The following is a 15,635-nucleotide window of genomic DNA, read 5'->3' as shown; positions in this document are numbered from 1 at the left end:
CATGCAGGCAACCCTCTCGTCCGGCTGGCCGACGCTGCTGCGGCGGCTGGAGTTCGTGGCCTACCCGGCGGCCGCCGGGGCCGCGTTCACCGTGCTGTCGCTCGGCGTCGTGACCTGGCTTCCCGCGCTCGCCGCGATGGGGCACGCCCTGCAGCGGTGGCGGGCGGAGGGTGACAGCCGCTGCTTCACCAACACGTTCACCGCCTTCCCGCAGTACTGGCGGTCCCTGTGGCGCCACTCCCTGGCGTCCACCGCTGCGGGGATCGTCCTGGCCGCCAACATCGTCCATCTGCTGGGCCGTTCGGAGCCGTGGACGTTCGTGCTGCTCGCCGCGCAGGTGGGCATCGCGGCCGCGCTCGTCATCCATCATGTGGCGCTCGCGGCCGAGGCGGGCCGGTCCCCGCACGGAACGGTCCGCACCTGGTCACGCGGTGCGCTGGCCCTCGGCTTCGGGTCGGCGGCCCGTGGCACCGCGTTGCTGGGCGCGGTGATCTCCGCCGCGCTGCTCTCCCTCGTCGTACCGCTGGGCCCCCTGCTCCTCGGCCCCAGCATCCCCGTACTGCTCGCTCTGTCCTTCGCAGACCCCAGGAGGCACACCCCATGAGCCGTGTACTGCGCACCACTCTGGTCGCCGCGCTCGCCGCAGGCGCCCCGCTCGTCCTCCCCCCGCCGTCCGTGGCCGCCGAGGCGGCCACCGCGTACTACGTGTCGCCGTCCGGCAGCGACTCCAACGCCGGTACGTCGGCGAGCGCCCCGCTCGCCACGATCCAGAAGGCGGTCGACCTGGCGCCGACGGGCGCGGTGGTGAACCTCGCCGCCGGTACGTACAAGCAGGACGTCGTGACCAAGCGCGCCGGAGTCACCATCACCGGCCCGTCGAACGCCGTGGTGAAGGGGGCCGGCGACGCCCGGATCATCCAGGTGCAGCACGACTCGACGACGCTCAGCGGTTTCACCGTGGACGGGCTGCACGGGTCGTCCACCGATGTGTCCGGGTACCGCCTCAAGCTCATCTATGTCATGAGCACGACTCCCGGCAACGGTGTGGGCGGCCTGCGGATCACCGGGATGACGCTGAAGAACGCCGCCGACGAATGCCTGCGGGTGCGCTATCTGGTGACCGGCGCCGACATCTCCGACAACACGATCACCAACTGCGGGGTCAACGACTTCAAGTTCGGCGGCGGTGGCAAGAACGGCGAGGGCATCTATCTCGGCACCGCCCCGGAACAGCAGGGGGCGAACGGCGCCCCGGACGCGGCCCCCGACATCAGCAGGAACAACCGCATCCATCACAACACCATCGCCACCCAGGGCAACGAGTGCGTCGACGTGAAGGAGAACTCGACCAACAACTACGTCGAGTACAACGACTGCAGCGGCCAGAAGGACTCCAGCTCCGGCGGCCTGGACGCACGCGGCAGCGGCAACATCTTTCGTTACAACACCATTCACGGCAACGTCGGTTCGGGCATCCGGCTCGGCGGTGACACCGCGACCGACGGCGTGAACACCAGTATTTACGGCAACACCATCACTGGTAACGCGGGCGGCGGCATCAAGTTCATGCGCACCCCGCAAGGTCCGGTGTGCACCAACACGATGAGCGGCAACACCGGTGGCGACGCGGTCGGCACCTACGGCAGCGAGTACGACCCGACGGGTGCGTGCCCCCAGTGAGCGGGCGAGGACCCGCGAGACGCGGGGTACTGACGGCGGCGGCCGGTCTGGCGGCGGTCGCGGCCGCGGCGCCCGGGGCACAGGCGGCCGAGCGGCCGGGCGGCGGCACGGGCCGGTCGCGCTGGACGACGTCGTGGGCGACCGCGCAGACGACACCGACCGCCACGGACACGGTGGCGAGCGCCGGCCTGACCGACGGCACCTGCGTCACCAACGTACGGCTCTCCGCGGGCGGAAACGTCCGGCTGCGCTACGGGCATGCCTTCGGCACCGTCCCGGTCCTCGTCGGCCCGGTGACGGCAGGCGGCCTGCCGGTGACGTTCGGCGGGCAGCGGCAGGCTTGGCTCGCCGTGGGCTCCTCGCTGACCAGCGACGCGGTCGCCGGACTGCGTGCCCCCGAGGCGGCGCGGCTGACGGTGGAGACCAAGCTCCCCGGCCCCACCGGTCCGCTCTCCTTCCACCGCAACACCCATGCCTCGCACTCCGTCGACGGCGAGCGCACCACCTCGGTGTTCCTGCTGACGGGCGTCGAGGTGACGGGCGCGCACGGACCGGTGGTCGCGGTGCTGGGCGACTCCATAGCGGAGGGCGTCGGCACCCCCGACGACGCCGATCTGCGCTGGCCCGACCAACTGGCCAGGCGGCTGCCCGGTTCGGCCGTCGCCAATCTCGGCATCAGCGGCAACCGGCTGCTGCTGGATGACGCCCGGTTCGGTCCGGGCGGGCAGGCGCGCTTCGACCGCGATGTGCTGTCACTGCCCGGACTGCGCACCGTCCTCGTCCACCTCGGCGTCAACGATCTCCAGCAGCCGCCGAGCCAGACCGATCCGGCGCTCGTCCTGGCCGGGTACCGGCAGCTGGTGCTCCGCGCCCGCAACGCCGGGCTGCGGACGGTCGGCGCGACCATCGCCCCGTTCGGCGGCTGGACCCGCTGGACGCCCGAACTCGAAACGGTCCGGCAGCGGATCAACGCGGCGGTGCGCACCGGCCGGGTCTTCGACGCCGTCGTCGACTTCGACGCCGCACTGCGCGACCCGGAACGCCCGTCCCTGATGCTGCCCGCGTACGACAGCGGCGACGGACTCCACCCCAACCCTTCCGGTCATGCCGCGCTGGCAGCGGCCGTCGACCGCCGACACCTCCTGTGAGGGCCGTATGACGAACCCAGGCACCACTCCGGGCGCCACCCGGCGCACCGTTCTCGCCGGGGCGGCGGCCCTCGGCGCGGCTGCCGCGCTGCCGCTGACGCTCACCGCCACCGCGGGCACCGCGCACGCGGCGGACGCGGCCGCTGTCATCGACGACGCCGCCGCCCTGCGCACCCGCTGGCACACGCTGCTCACCGGCGGCCCCGGCCTCGACCTGACGGACCCGCAGATCGCCGCGGCCGTGGCCAGGATCGGCAAGGCCGCGACCACCTCGGTCAAGGGCCTCGACCCGGCCCGGACCGACGGGCTGTTCCCCGATCTGACCAGCACCACGCTCTCCAACCACGTGACGACATCGTTCAAACGGCTCGCCACGGTCGCGACCGCGTGGGCCGTCCCCGGCACCCCCCAGTACGGCGACACCGCGCTGCGCGATCTGCTGCTGGCCGGCCTCGACTGGATGCTGACGAACCGCTACGGTCCCGGCCACACCCGGTTCGACAACGACTGGGACTGGGAGATCGGCTCCGCGCTCGCCCTCAACGACGCGGCCGTACTGCTGTACGACGCGCTCGGGACGGAACGGCTGGGCCGGATCACCGGGGCCGTACGGCACTACACGCCCGACCCGAACCTCTGGCGGGCCGACCGGCAGATCGCGACCGGCGCCAACCGGGTATGGATCTCCACCGTGGTCGCCGTCAACGCGGTGCTCAGCGGCACGGGCGACGATCTGGCCCGGGTCCGTGACGCTCTTTCGGACGTCGAGGGTTCGGGCGCCAACAGCGTCCTCGCCTTCAACGACGCGAGCGCCGCGGCGGAGGGGACCGGCGAGGGCTTCTACTCCGACGGTTCCTTCCTCCAGCACTACAAGCATCCGTACAACGGCGGGTACGGCAAGGAGCTGCTGAACAACCTCTCCCGGCTGCTGAACCTGCTCGCCGGTACGGCGTGGACGGTCACCGACCCCGACCTCGACAACATCCGCGGCTGGGTCGACGACGGCTTCGACCCGCTGCTGGTGCGCGGCGACGTGATGGCATCGGTGTGCGGGCGCGAGATCGCCCGCCCCAGCAAGCAGGGCCATGTGTCGGCGCAGACGGTCATCGAGGCGGTGGTGCGCCTGATCCCGAGCTTCCCCGGCGAGACGGCCGACCGGTTCACCGCCCTGGTCAAGCAGTGGATCGCCGAGGACACCTACCGGGACTTCCTGGCCGTCACCGACCTCGCCTCGCTGGTCGCCGCCCGGCAGGTCATCGCCTCCCCGGTGCCGGCCCGGGGGCCGCTGGTCGCGCACAAGCAGCACCCGCGCATGGACAAGGCGGCCCACCGCAGGCCGTCCTTCTCGCTCGGCATCTCCGCGTACTCGTCCCGGATCTACAACTACGAGTCGATCCAGAACGAGAACCTGCACGCCTGGCACCTCTCCGACGGCATGGTCCTGCTCTACACCGACGACCTCGGGCACTACAGCGAGGACTACTGGCCGACCGTCGACCCGGCCCGGCTGCCGGGCACCACGGTCATCACGGGACGCCCGGCGGACGCGGCGGGTCAGCGGACCACCAGCACGGCCGACTGGGCGGGCGGCACCGCGCTGCCGGGCACGACGCTCGGCGCGTACGGCATGGAGCTGCGCGCGTACGGCAGTTCGCTGCACGGGCTGAAGAGCTGGTTCTGCCTGGACGACGTGATCGCCTGCGTCGGCTCGGGCATCGGCGCGGACGCGGGCACGGCCGAGACGGTGGTGGAGAACCGCAAGCTCCGCGACCCGAAGGCGGCCCTGCTCGTCAACGGCACGGCGGCGCCCACGGACGCCGGCTGGTCGGACCGCCTCGACGAGGTCCGGTGGCTGCATGTGGCCGGAACCGGCGGCTATGTCTTCCCCGAGCCCGTCACACTGAACGGTCTGCGCGAGGAGCGCACCGCGACCTGGCGCGAGATCAACCTCAAGTACGGCACGGACACCTCGGTCACCCGCCCGTATCTGACGCTCTGGCAGGACCACGGCGCCGCACCGAGCGGGGCGGGCTACTACTGGCTCCAGGCCCCGGCTGCCTCGGCCGAGCGGACGAAGCAGTGGTCGTCCGCGCCGCCGGTGAAGCCGATCGCCCGCTCCACCGCCGTGCACGCGGTACGCCGCTGCGCGGACGGGCTGGTCGCCGCGAACTTCTGGACCGCCGGCACCGCGCAGGAACTGACCGCGGACGGCCCGGCCTCGGTGCTGGTGCGGCCGGACGGGAAGACGGTGAAGGTGTCGCTGTCCGACCCGACACAGCTGCGGTCCTCGGTCGTGCTGGACCTGGCACAGCGCGGTCTGAGCGTCGTCTCGGCCGATCCGGGTGTCAGCGCGGCACCCACCGGAAACGGCGTCCGGATCACCGCCGACACGGCCGGACGCCACGGTGCAACCCTCAACCTCACCCTGAAGAGGAGCTAGACCCTTGCTGTTCGACATGCCTCTGGACCGGCTGCGCGACTACCGGCCGGAGCCGGAGGAGCCGACCGACTTCGACGCCTTCTGGGAGAAGACGCTCACCGAGACGGCCCGCCACGACCTGGACGCCGCGTTCGTCCCGTACGACGCCGGATTCGCGACCGTCGACGTGTTCGACGTGACATTCCGGGGCTGGGGCGGGCAGCCGGTGAAGGCATGGCTGCTGCTGCCGAAGGGGCGTTCGGGCCCGCTGCCCGCCGTGGTGCAGTACATCGGCTACAACGGCGGCCGGGGCATTCCGTACTCCTGGCTGACCTGGAGCGCGCTCGGGTACGCGCATCTGGTGATGGACAACCGGGGCCAGGGCGGTGGCGGCAAGAACACCGCGGACACCCCGGACATCGGCCCGGACGGGCACGGTTCCTCCTCCCCCGGCTTCCTGACCCGGGGCATCGAGGACCCGTACCGCCACTACTACCGGCGGCTGATCACCGACGCGGTGCGGGCGGTGGACGCGGCGAAGGCCCACGATGCGGTGGACGCCTCGCGGGTGGCGGTGCTCGGCGGCAGCCAGGGCGGCGGGCTCGCGCTGGCCGTCGCCGGGCTGCGGGACGACATCGTGGCCGCCGTCGCCGATGTGCCCTTCCTCTGCCACTACCGGCGTGCCTCGCAGATCACGGACGCCGGACCGTACGCGGAGATCGCCCGCTGGCTGTCCGGGCACCGCTTCCGGATCGACGAGGCGATGGAGACCCTGTCCTACTTCGACGGGGTCAACTTCGCGGCACGGGCGACCGCCCCGGCGTGGTTCTCGGTCGGCCTGATGGACAAGATCTGCCCGTCGTCCACGGTGTTCGCCGCCTACCACCGCTATGCGGGTCCGGCGGAGATCGAGGTGTTCACGTACAACGGGCACGAGGGCGGCGCCGAGTACGACCTGCCGCGCAAGCTCGGCGCGCTGCGGGGTGTCTTCGGCCGGTAGCAGACGCTGGTCACCGGCCCAGCGCCGCCATCGCGGCGTTGTGGCCGGGTACCCCGCTGACCCCGCCGCCGCGCACCGCGCCGGCCCCGCACAGCAGCACATTGGTGTGCGCCGTCTCCACTCCCCACCGGCCGGTGGACTCCGTGGCGTACGGGAAGGCGAGGTCCCGGTGGAAGATGTGGCCGCCGGGCAGCCGCAGATCCCGCTCCAGGTCGAGCGGGGTCTTCGCCTCGATGCACGGCTCGCCGTTCTCGTCGCGTGCCAGGCAGTCGTTGATCGGCTCCTCCAGGTGCGCGTCGAGTTCGGCGAGCGTCGCCGCCAGCAGCTCGGCGCGCGTCGCCGCGTTGTCGGCGGCGAACAGCCGGGCGGGGGTGTGCAGGCCGAACAGGGTGAGGGTCTGGTAGCCGCGGGCGGCCAGGTCCGGGCCGAGAATCGACGGGTCGGTCAGCGAGTGGCAGTAGATCTCGGACGGCGGGGCGGCGGGCAGCCGGCCCGCCGCGGCGTCACGGTAGGCGTCGGCGAGCTGCCCGTACCCCTCGGCGATGTGGAACGTTCCGGCGAAGGCCTCGCGCGGGTCGACGGAGCGGTCGCGCAGCCGGGGCAGCCGGGTGAGCAGCATGTTCACCTTCAGCTGCGCGCCCTCGGCCGGGGCGGGCGGTTCGTCCCCGAGGAGGGCGGCGAGCGCCTGCGGCGAGGCGTTGACGAGGACCTTGCGGGCCGCGACGACATGTTCCGCCCCGGGTGAGCGGACGGTGACCTCGGCCCGTGTCCCGTCGGTGTCGATCCGGGTCGCCTCGTGCCGGACCCGGATCTCCGCCCCGGCCTCGCGGGCGGCGCGGGCGAGGGCGTCGGTGAGCGCGCCCATGCCGCCGACGGGGACGTCCCAGTCGCCGGTGCCGCCGCCGATGACGTGGTAGAGGAAGCAGCGGTTCTGGAGCAGCGACGGATCGTGCGCGTCGGCGAAGGTGCCGATCAAGGCGTCTGTGAGGACGACTCCGCGTACGAGGTCGTCGGTGAAGCTCTTCTCGACGGCGACACCGATGGGCTCCTCGAAGAGCGTCCGCCAGGCCTCCGGGTCATCGATCCGCTCACGCAGGGCGTCGCGGCCGGGCAGCGGCTCGGTGAGGGTCGGGAAGGCCCGTTCGGCGACGTGCCGCGTCATGGCGTAGAACCGCTGCCACGCCGCGTACTCCCGGTCGGAGCCGGTGAGCGCGGCGAAGGAGTCCCGGGTGCGGTCCCCGCCGACGAGCAGCCCGGTGGCACGGCCGCCGCGCACGGTCGGGGTGTACGAGGAGACAGTCCGCTTCCGTACGGCGAAGTCCAGTCCGAGATCACGGACGATCTTGGGCGGGAGCAGGGAGACCAGGTACGAGTAGCGCGACAGGCGGGCGTCGACCCCGTCGAAGGGGCGGTTCGAGACGGCCGCTCCCCCGGTGGTGGCCAGGCGTTCCAGGACCAGGACGGACTGTCCGGCGCGGGCGAGGTAGGCGGCGGCGACCAGACCGTTGTGGCCGCCGCCCACGATCACTGCGTCATAGCTGTCGGGTGCGGGCATGACCCTTCGTAGCACGGCACGATCGCCCCTGACCAGAGCCGTGGCGCCCGGTCAGTGCGGCGCCGCCCGCTGCCCGTGGCGCAGCGCCGCGACCTGCCGGTACAGCTCGACGGCCTCCGTCCCGCGGCCGAGCTGCTCCAGGCAGTGCGCCTCGTCGTTGCGCGCGGCGAGGGCGTCGGGGTGGTCGGCGCCCAGGAGCCGCTCACGGGCCGCGGCAACCGTGCGGTAGACGGTGAGGGCGTCGGCCCAGCGGCCGAGCCAGCCGAGGCCGACGGCGACCTCGCGGCGGCTGACGAGGGTGTCGGGGTGGTCGGGTCCCAGGACGCGTTCGCGGATCGCGCACACGTCGCGGGCTTCGGCGAGCGCGTCCTCCCAGCGGGCGAGGCGCCCCAGGTTGACGCCGAGGCCGTGGCGGGCGCGGAGCGTCTCGGGGTCGGTGGGGCCGCCCACCCTGGTCCGGTCCTCCACCAGGACGCGGTACAGCTCCAGGGCTTCCGCGCTGCGGCCCAGGCGGCCCAGGCTGATGCCGACCTCGTAACGGGCGGAGAGCGTGTCGGAGTGGTCGGCGCCGAGCGACCTCGACCGGCCCCGGGCGACCTCCCGGTACGCCTGCAGGGCCTCCGTCCAGCGCCCCAGCCTGCCCAGCGTGTACGCCACCTCGTAGAGCGTGACCAGGGTGTCGGGGTGGTCGGCGCCGAGCAGCCGGCTGCGGGCCGACGCCACGTCCCTGGCCATCCGGTACGAGTCCTCCAGCCGGCCGAGCCTGCTGAGGTTGAAGGCGAGGTTGTGGCGGCAGCGCAGGGTGTCGGGGTGGTCGGGGCCCATCGAGCGCTCCCGGGAGGCGAGAACCGCGGCGTACACCTGATGGGCCTCGAAGTGCCGGCCCAGCCGGCCCAGCACGAACGCCGTCTCCTGGCGGGCGGCCAGGGTCTCCGGGTGGTCGGGGCCCAGGCTGCGCTCGCGGCCCCGGGCGACGCGGTCGAACTCCCGCAGGGCGTCCGAGGCGCGTCCGGTGCGGCTGAGGGTGAAGCCGATCTCGTACCGGCTGGAAAGGGTGTCGGGGTGGTCGGGGCCGAGGGCGTGCTCGCGTTCGGCGGCGACCGCGCGGTGCACCTCGCCGGCCTCCTCCCAGTGGCCGAGCCGGCCCAGGTCGAGTCCCGCGCTGTGCCGGCTGGCGAGGACGGACAGCAGCTCCGGCGACGGGGTCGGGCGCTCGGCCCTGACCGGTGGCAGTTCGCCGGTGAGGCTGCGCATGTCTGTGCCGGTGGTCCACTCGCCGGTGAGACCTGCGGAGTGGTCGGGCGGGGCGAGCCCGGGGTGGGCGCCGGTCGCCTTGTGCCCGGTGGTCATGCCACGGGTCCAGGCCGGCAGCTGCTGCCCGGGGTGTACGACGGGAACGGGCGGTGCGAGCGGTACCGGCCCGGTGGGCGGCAGGTGCGGCTGCTCGCCGGTGCGGCCGACGGCGATCCGCCGGCGCAGGTCGCCCGCGTCGACGGGTCGCTCCTCGGGGGTCTTGGAGAGCAGTTCGAGCACGACGCGGTCGAAGAAGCCCGGGAGCTCGGCCCGGTGGGTGCGCAGCGGCCGGGGCTGGGTGTCGCGGTGTCCGACGAGGACGGCCCAGGCGTCGTCGAGGTCGAACGGCGGTGCTCCGGTGGCGATCTCGTACAGCACGCAGCCCAGTGAGTAGAGGTCGCTGCGGTGGTCGACCTGGCCGCCGCTGATCTGCTCGGGCGACATGTAGTGCGGGGTGCCCATGGCGATGCCGGTGCCGGTGAGGCGGGAGCTGAAGCCGATGTCGTGGCCGAGCCTGGCGATGCCGAAGTCGCAGATCTTCACCGTGCCGTCGGAAAGCCGCATGATGTTGGCGGGCTTGAGGTCGCGGTGCACGATGCCCTGCTGGTGGGTGTAGCCGAGGGCGTCGGCGACCTGTTCGGCGATGTCGACGACGTCGGGCACCGGCAGTGGGTGCTGTTTGTTGTCCTCCAGGAGCTGGCTGAGATTGCGGCCGTCGAGGAGTTCCATGACCAGGTAGAGGACGCCTTCGTGCTCGCCGAAGTCGTGGACGACGGTGACGCCGCGGTGCTGGAGCGCTGCGGCGACCCGGGCCTCGCGGCGGAAGCGCTCACGCAGGACGCGGGTGAAGGACTGGTCGTGCTGGGGCCCCATCGGCTTGAGGCATTTGACGGCGACATGACGGCCGAGCGACTCGTCGCGGGCGCGCCACACCTCACCCATGCCTCCGCGCCCGATCAGATCGAGCAGTCGGTACCGGCTCTGGATCAGCCTGGTGTCCGCCATCGCCTGCTGTCGCCCCCGTCGTTACGCCTGTTTCCGCGCCCTCCCCGGCCCGTCCAGTATGGCGGCCCGGCCGCGCAGTTTGTACGGGGTGGGGCGGCTGCCGGGACCGAGCCGGGCCACCGCGTTCAGAATGTGACCGGGCGGGAGCTGCCGGCGGAGCTGGGCGGAGATGCAGCGCAGCATGTTTCCCGCCGTGCGCAGGCGGCGGTCGACGGTGTGCGCCGGGGCGGCGGGTCTGCCGCAGAGCTCATGGGCGTACGGGGGCAGCGACTGGTAGGCGAGTGCCGCGACGCGCCGCCACAGCAGCGCCCGCGCCGGGACGAGCAGCGGGTGGCCGGGGGGCCGACGCAGGAAGTCGTCGATGTCCAGCGCGTCCGCGGACGCGGCGAGGCGGGGACGCACCCGCTCGAAGTAGGCGGCGAGCTGTGCGGCGGTGGCCGGTACGTCGGCGGGGTCGAGGCCGACGAGGCGGGCGCTGTGGCGGTGTTCGTCGATGTAGCGGTCGGCCTGGGCGTCGGTGAGCGGGAAGCCGGAGCGGCGTTCGACCTGGAGGGAGCCGGTGGATCCTGCGGACCCGGGCACCGGCCTGCTCGGCGGCCGTCGCGCTGCTCCGCCGGCTGACGGTCACCGGCACGGGTGCCGACCGGCAGCGCGCCGTCCACGCGCGCCGCGGTTCGCTCCTCGATGTCGTGGACGCGTTGGTGGCGCAGTCCCCGGCCATCGGGTTGCGCCGACCCCGGGCGGCCGGACCGGCGGCGCCGGCTTCCCGGACCGGCTCCGTGCGTTCGCCCGGATCAGGTGTGGGGGACGACGGCGACGGGGCAGCGAGCGTGATGGATGGCGGCATGGGCGACGGATCCCAGGTGTGATGCCGGGGCGGGGTGGTGCTTGCGCCTCCCGACAACCAGCAGCCCGGCGCCCTGGGCGGCGCCCACGACGGCCTTGGCGGGGCTTTCGAGAACGATGCCGTCGTCCACCTCCACGTGCGGGAACTTGTCCCGCCAGGGGCGGAGGATCTGATCGAGTTGCTTCCGCGCGTCCAGAGCGATTTCTTCCGCCACGTCGTGATCCACACCCCAGGGCGTGTACGCGGCCACCGGCAGGCTCTGGCCGTGGACGGCCCGTAGAAGCACGCCTCGTGCCGCAGCGGTGGTGAAGGCGAATTCGAGGAGGTGGTCGCAGGGGCCGTGCAGTTTCAGTGCCACCACGACGCCGTCTTCCGCAGCCGGTGCGGGTGCGGGGTGCGTCCCCCGTCCGCCCGTCCCGGCGCGTACCAGCACCACCGGCCCGTCGGCCCGTGCCACGACGGGCATGCTGATGTCTCCGAGGAAGTAGCTCTCGACGGGCACGAGTCCGCGCGAACCGAGCACGGTCATCTCGGACTCCGCCGCCGCTCGCAGCAGCGCGTGCTGGGCGTCGTCGGCGACCAGGCTGCCGACGACGGGAAGGCCGGGGTGGCGCGTCTGGAGCTCCGCCCGCGCCTTGTGCACGATCCGCCTCGCCCAGTAGTTCTGATCCATCTCCGCAGGGACGTGGGCCGACTCCGGCACCAGCAGCGGCCACGCGTGCAGGAGGCGCAGCGTGAGCTTGCGCCGCTCGGCTTCGTCGGCGGCCCAACGAGCGGCGGCAAGGCTTTCGGGTGAGCCGTCGAGGCCCACGGTGACGACTGGCTCCATGGCGACTGTCTCCGTCTCGTGAGTCCCGTACGGCCTCGTGAAGGCCGGAACGACGGCGAGCGGGGCCGCCTTCCCGGCCGGACGGGGTGAGCGGCCGTCGATGGTGCGAGCATCCGCGCCGGCGAGCCGATCACGGCTTCTTCTCATTCGAGGAGTACCGCAAATCTCCTGATGCCGCATGCCGACCCCGGTGCGGCAGCACCCGTGGGGCCGGGGATTCCCGCACGGCCCTGCCCCAATGCCTCCGGGCCGGTGGTGCGGGAAATCCGGACGTCGTCGGTGCGACGGACGACGGACGACGGACGACGGACGACGGGCCGAGCGGAATCACCGCTTCCCATCCCGTGCGACGGCACGTCACGCGTGGCACGTTGGGTACAGCAACGCGATGAGGAAACGGCGGCGATCATGCGAGCTCACCTCGGCGATCAGCTTGTTGTAGAAAGCCCGGCCACCGGCGCCGGCAGGCGCGACGGCGAGATCGTCGGCCTGCACCACGAGGACGGAACCCCTCCCTACGACGTGCACTGGTCGGACACCGGCCAGGTGACGCTCGTGTTCCCCGGGCCCGACGCCCATGTCCGCCACCTTGAGGACGAACCACTCCCGCCGGCCATGGCGGCCGGGGACGGTGCCGAGTCCGCCGGGGCCCGGCCCGACGGGGCACCCAACCCCGGCGACATCGGTCGGCGCCTGGCCATGGAACGCGAGCGACAGGGGCTCAGCCGCGCAGAAACGGCCCACCGCGCCCGCATGGCGCCGGACTACCTTGCCTACCTCGAACAACGACCGGCCGACCCGAGTCCGGCGAGTCTCATCAGCCTGGCCGACGTGCTCGGCACCACCGTGGAGGCCCTGCGCGGAGGCGGCATCGATCTGCCACCCGGCCGGGGCCGGGCGCCCCTGCATCCCCGGCTGGAGGACCTGGCCCCCGACGAATGCCGCGCCCGGCTCTCCACGCACGGCGTAGGCCGCATCGCGGTGTCGGAACCCGACGGCCCGGCGGTCTATCCGGTGAACTACGAGGTCATCGATGACACGATCGCTTTCCGGACCACGCCCGACTTGGCACCCGTGAGAGCCGGGGGAACAGATGTCGCATTCGAGGTCGACCACGTGGACGAGGCCATGAGCCAGGGCTGGAGCGTGCTTGCCGTGGGCCCGGCCCGGATCGTCACGGAGCCCGACGTACTGCGGCGGCTTACCGAGGGCGCCCACACCACGCCCTGGGCGGGGGGCGACCGCACGACGTGGGTGTCGATCCGGCCCACGCGCCTCACCGGGCGGCGCATCGGTCCGGCCTGATCGGTGACCGACCGGCAGCGGATCGCCGCCGATCCGGTGGGCTTCCTCGGCCACGATCCGGTCCTGACCGCACCGTGGTCCCGGCAGCCCGCTCGGCGCTGACACTTGACTTCGGGGGTGGTCTCCTCCGTAACGTCGTCCCATGTCGGACGAGAAGAGCTCGGGCACGCCCGGAAAACTGCCGCGCTCGCTGTACGAGCGGGAGCTGTACCGGCTCCAGACCGAACTGGTGAAGCTTCAGGAGTGGGTACGCGCCGAAGGCGCCCGGCTCGTCGTGGTGTTCGAGGGACGTGACGCGGCGGGCAAGGGCAGCACCATCAAGCGCGTCACCGAGCACCTCAATCCCCGGGTGGCACGTATCGTCGCGCTGCCGCGGCCCACCGAGCGCGAGCGCGGCCAGTGGTACTTCCAGCGCTATGTCGAGCACCTTCCGGCCGCGGGGGAAGTGGTCCTGTTCGACCGGAGCTGGTACAACCGCGCCGGCGTCGAGCGCGTCATGGATTTCTGCACCATGGAGGAGCACCAGCGGTTCCTTCGCCAGTGCCCGATCTTCGAGCGCATGCTGGTGGAGGATGGCATTCTGCTGCGCAAGTACTGGTTCTCGGTCAGTGACGCGGTGCAGCAGGAGCGGTTCCGGCGCCGGCTGCGGGATCCCACGCGCCGGTGGAAGCTCTCGCCGATGGACCTGGAGTCGATCACCCGCTGGGAGGCCTATTCGCGGGCGAAGGACGACATGTTCATCCATACCGATATCTCGGAGGCTCCGTGGTACGTCGTCGAGAGCGACGACAAGCGCCGGGCCCGGCTGAACATGATCGCCCATCTCCTGTCGACCGTGCCGTACGAGACGGTCGCTCCGCCGGTGATCGAACTGCCCCCGCGGCCTCCGGCCACCGGGTACCAACGGCCGCCGAGAAGCCTGCAGACGTACGTGCCCGACCACGCCTCGCGGCTCGGGAAGTGAGACGAGGCGGAGCTCGCACGATCGGGCCGCGAGAGGTACGGCGGCCACCGGGCCGGTCCGGCCGGACACGGAACGTCCTGCCCTCGTCGGGTCCGGCTGGACCGCACGCACGACGTGCTCCTCGGCAACGGCAGGACGGGCGTCGAATGTGCTCGTCGCCGCCCCGGCGTCCGGTTGGCCCATGAGGCGCGTCGGGCGATAGTGGAGGGACCGGACGGGCCCGCGGCAGGGGCCGGACGGCCCATGTCCTCGTAACCACTGCCCGGCGATGCTGACACCGGAGACCACAGAGGAGGCCGCCGATGAACGCTTCTCCGACTCGCATCACGGCAGCTCTGCCCGCCGAGTACCGTGCCCGTCTGATGGGGATCGGGCAGGAGGTCAATTTCGCCCAGGGAACCCGTCTCTTCCAGGAAGGGGATCACGCGGACCGCTTCTGGATCCTGCGCTCGGGAACCGTCACCCTGGACATCCACGTGCCGGGTAGTGTCCCGGCAGCGATCGAGAGTCTGGGTTCCGGCGAACTGGTCGGCTGGGCCTGGCTGTTCAAGCCCTACATCTGGCACCTCGGGGCAGAGGCGATGACGCCTGTCCGTACCCATGAGTTCGACGCGGAGACGGTGCGCACGATGATGAACGCGGATCCCGCCTTCGGTTCGGCCATCGGCCATTGGGTCGGTGAGGTCCTCGCCCACCGGTTGCAGGCCACCAGGATCCGTCTGCTCGATCTCTACGCCCCTCATGGCAGCGGTGGGTTCATGTGAGTGCGCCGTCGTGCCACCACCAGGAATCATGCCCGAGGAGCATCCATGGCCGCGTCCCCGTACACCGTCGATGACGTCATGACCCACACGGCCGTGGCCATCGGTCGCGAGGCCTCGTACAAGGAGATCGTCGAGCTGATGCATCGGTGGAGGGTCAGCGCCGTGCCGGTCCTCGAGGGCGAGGGCCGCGTCGTCGGGGTCGTCTCCGAGGCGGACCTGCTGCCGAAGGAGGAGTTCCGGCAGGACGATCCGACGCTGCCCGGCCAGTTGGAGGAGGCGTCCAAAGCCGACGCCGTGCTGGCCGAGGAGCTGATGTCGAGTCCGGCCGTCACCGTTCACGCCGACGCCACCCTTGCCGAGGCCGCCCGCATCATGGTGCGCAAGCGAGTGAAACGACTGCCCGTCGTGAACGATCTCGGCATGCTGGAGGGCGTGGTGAGCCGCAGCGACCTCCTGAAGGTGTTCCTGCGCCCGGACGAGGAGATCGGCGAGGAGATCCAATCTGCTGTCATCGCCGAGATGTCCCCTCCGGACCAGGTGGAATTCACTGTGCTGGACGGTGTCGTCACCGTTCGAGGGCCCGTCCGGGACCGTGCTCTGGTGCCACTGCTGGCTCGGGCCATTCGCGCGGTCGAAGGCGTCGTGGACGTACGTATGGAGCTTGACTGAAGCACCCCGGAGGCCGGCTTCCCGGGCCGCCCGGAGCATGCGGACCGGCCCCGGGACCACCCCGGGACCGGCCCGGACGGCTACTCGACCGCGACCGAGCCGTGCGCTGCACTCTGCCGGACGCGGATGCCGTACGCGGATGCCGTACGCAGTTGCC

12 protein-coding genes and 1 pseudogene are annotated in these 15,635 nt (G+C 72.0%); 9 read left to right on the top strand and 4 right to left on the bottom strand.

Going from position 1 to position 15,635, the window contains the following annotated elements:
* Position 1 precedes the first annotated feature (1 nt).
* Genes OG611_RS24790 through OG611_RS24770 form a run of 5 tightly spaced genes read left to right on the top strand, consistent with a single transcriptional unit; the run spans position 2 to position 6,247 of the window.
* Positions 2–604 carry a DUF624 domain-containing protein gene (locus OG611_RS24790; protein WP_266424025.1) on the top strand — a complete coding sequence of 201 codons (603 nt, stop codon included), beginning with the start codon at positions 2–4 and terminating at the stop codon, positions 602–604.
* Positions 601–1,680, top strand: a complete 1,080-nt coding sequence (locus tag OG611_RS24785; RefSeq protein ID WP_266424022.1) for a right-handed parallel beta-helix repeat-containing protein — start codon at positions 601–603, stop codon at positions 1,678–1,680. Before OG611_RS24790 ends, OG611_RS24785 begins: the two co-directional genes overlap by 4 nt.
* Positions 1,677–2,828 (top strand): SGNH/GDSL hydrolase family protein, encoded by a 1,152-nt coding sequence (locus tag OG611_RS24780; protein ID WP_266424019.1) that lies wholly within the window; start codon positions 1,677–1,679, stop codon positions 2,826–2,828. The genes OG611_RS24785 and OG611_RS24780 overlap by 4 nt, the downstream gene beginning before the upstream one ends.
* Before the next feature lie 7 nt (positions 2,829–2,835).
* A complete protein-coding gene (locus tag OG611_RS24775; protein ID WP_266424016.1) occupies positions 2,836–5,268 on the top strand; it encodes a polysaccharide lyase 8 family protein in 2,433 nt (810 codons plus the stop codon).
* A gap of 4 nt (positions 5,269–5,272) precedes the next feature.
* On the top strand, positions 5,273–6,247 hold the full coding sequence (locus tag OG611_RS24770; protein WP_323180220.1) for an alpha/beta fold hydrolase: 975 nt from the start codon (positions 5,273–5,275) through the stop codon (positions 6,245–6,247).
* 10 nt (positions 6,248–6,257) lie between these two features.
* Here the strand turns inward: OG611_RS24770 and OG611_RS24765 are convergent, their stop codons facing one another.
* The 4 genes and pseudogenes from OG611_RS24765 to OG611_RS24750 all read right to left on the bottom strand — a co-directional run bounded on the left by OG611_RS24765 (position 6,258) and on the right by OG611_RS24750 (position 11,776).
* Positions 6,258–7,802 carry an NAD(P)/FAD-dependent oxidoreductase gene (locus tag OG611_RS24765; RefSeq protein WP_266424014.1) on the bottom strand — a complete coding sequence of 515 codons (1,545 nt, stop codon included), beginning with the start codon at positions 7,800–7,802 and terminating at the stop codon, positions 6,258–6,260.
* 51 nt (positions 7,803–7,853) lie between these two features.
* Positions 7,854–10,100 (bottom strand): serine/threonine-protein kinase, encoded by a 2,247-nt coding sequence (locus OG611_RS24760; RefSeq protein WP_266424013.1) that lies wholly within the window; start codon positions 10,098–10,100, stop codon positions 7,854–7,856.
* Between the two features lie 21 nt (positions 10,101–10,121).
* Positions 10,122–10,698: pseudogene (locus OG611_RS24755) on the bottom strand (oxygenase MpaB family protein); the annotation flags it as partial.
* A 196-nt stretch (positions 10,699–10,894) separates the two neighbouring features.
* On the bottom strand, positions 10,895–11,776 hold the full coding sequence (locus OG611_RS24750) for a universal stress protein (protein WP_266424011.1): 882 nt from the start codon (positions 11,774–11,776) through the stop codon (positions 10,895–10,897).
* A 408-nt stretch (positions 11,777–12,184) separates the two neighbouring features.
* Here OG611_RS24750 and OG611_RS24745 point away from each other — a divergent pair, with 408 nt between their 5' ends.
* The 4 genes from OG611_RS24745 to OG611_RS24730 all read left to right on the top strand — a co-directional run bounded on the left by OG611_RS24745 (position 12,185) and on the right by OG611_RS24730 (position 15,478).
* Positions 12,185–13,081: a pyridoxamine 5'-phosphate oxidase family protein gene (locus tag OG611_RS24745; protein WP_266424008.1), complete on the top strand. Its 897-nt coding sequence runs from the start codon at positions 12,185–12,187 to the stop codon at positions 13,079–13,081.
* 142 nt (positions 13,082–13,223) lie between these two features.
* The gene (gene ppk2, locus OG611_RS24740) at positions 13,224–14,045 is read left to right on the top strand and encodes a polyphosphate kinase 2 (RefSeq protein WP_266424005.1); all 822 of its coding nucleotides are present in this window, start codon (positions 13,224–13,226) and stop codon (positions 14,043–14,045) included.
* Between the two features lie 302 nt (positions 14,046–14,347).
* A complete protein-coding gene (locus OG611_RS24735) occupies positions 14,348–14,809 on the top strand; it encodes a Crp/Fnr family transcriptional regulator (protein ID WP_266424002.1) in 462 nt (153 codons plus the stop codon).
* Positions 14,810–14,854: 45 nt separating this feature from the next.
* Entirely contained in the window at positions 14,855–15,478 is a 624-nt protein-coding gene (locus OG611_RS24730) for a CBS domain-containing protein (RefSeq protein ID WP_266423999.1), read from the top strand.
* Positions 15,479–15,635 lie beyond the last annotated feature (157 nt).

The sequence above is a fragment of the Streptomyces sp. NBC_01363 genome, from assembly GCF_026340595.1.
GTDB lineage: Bacteria > Actinomycetota > Actinomycetes > Streptomycetales > Streptomycetaceae > Streptomyces.
This window is presented reverse-complemented; position numbering and strand designations above follow the sequence as displayed.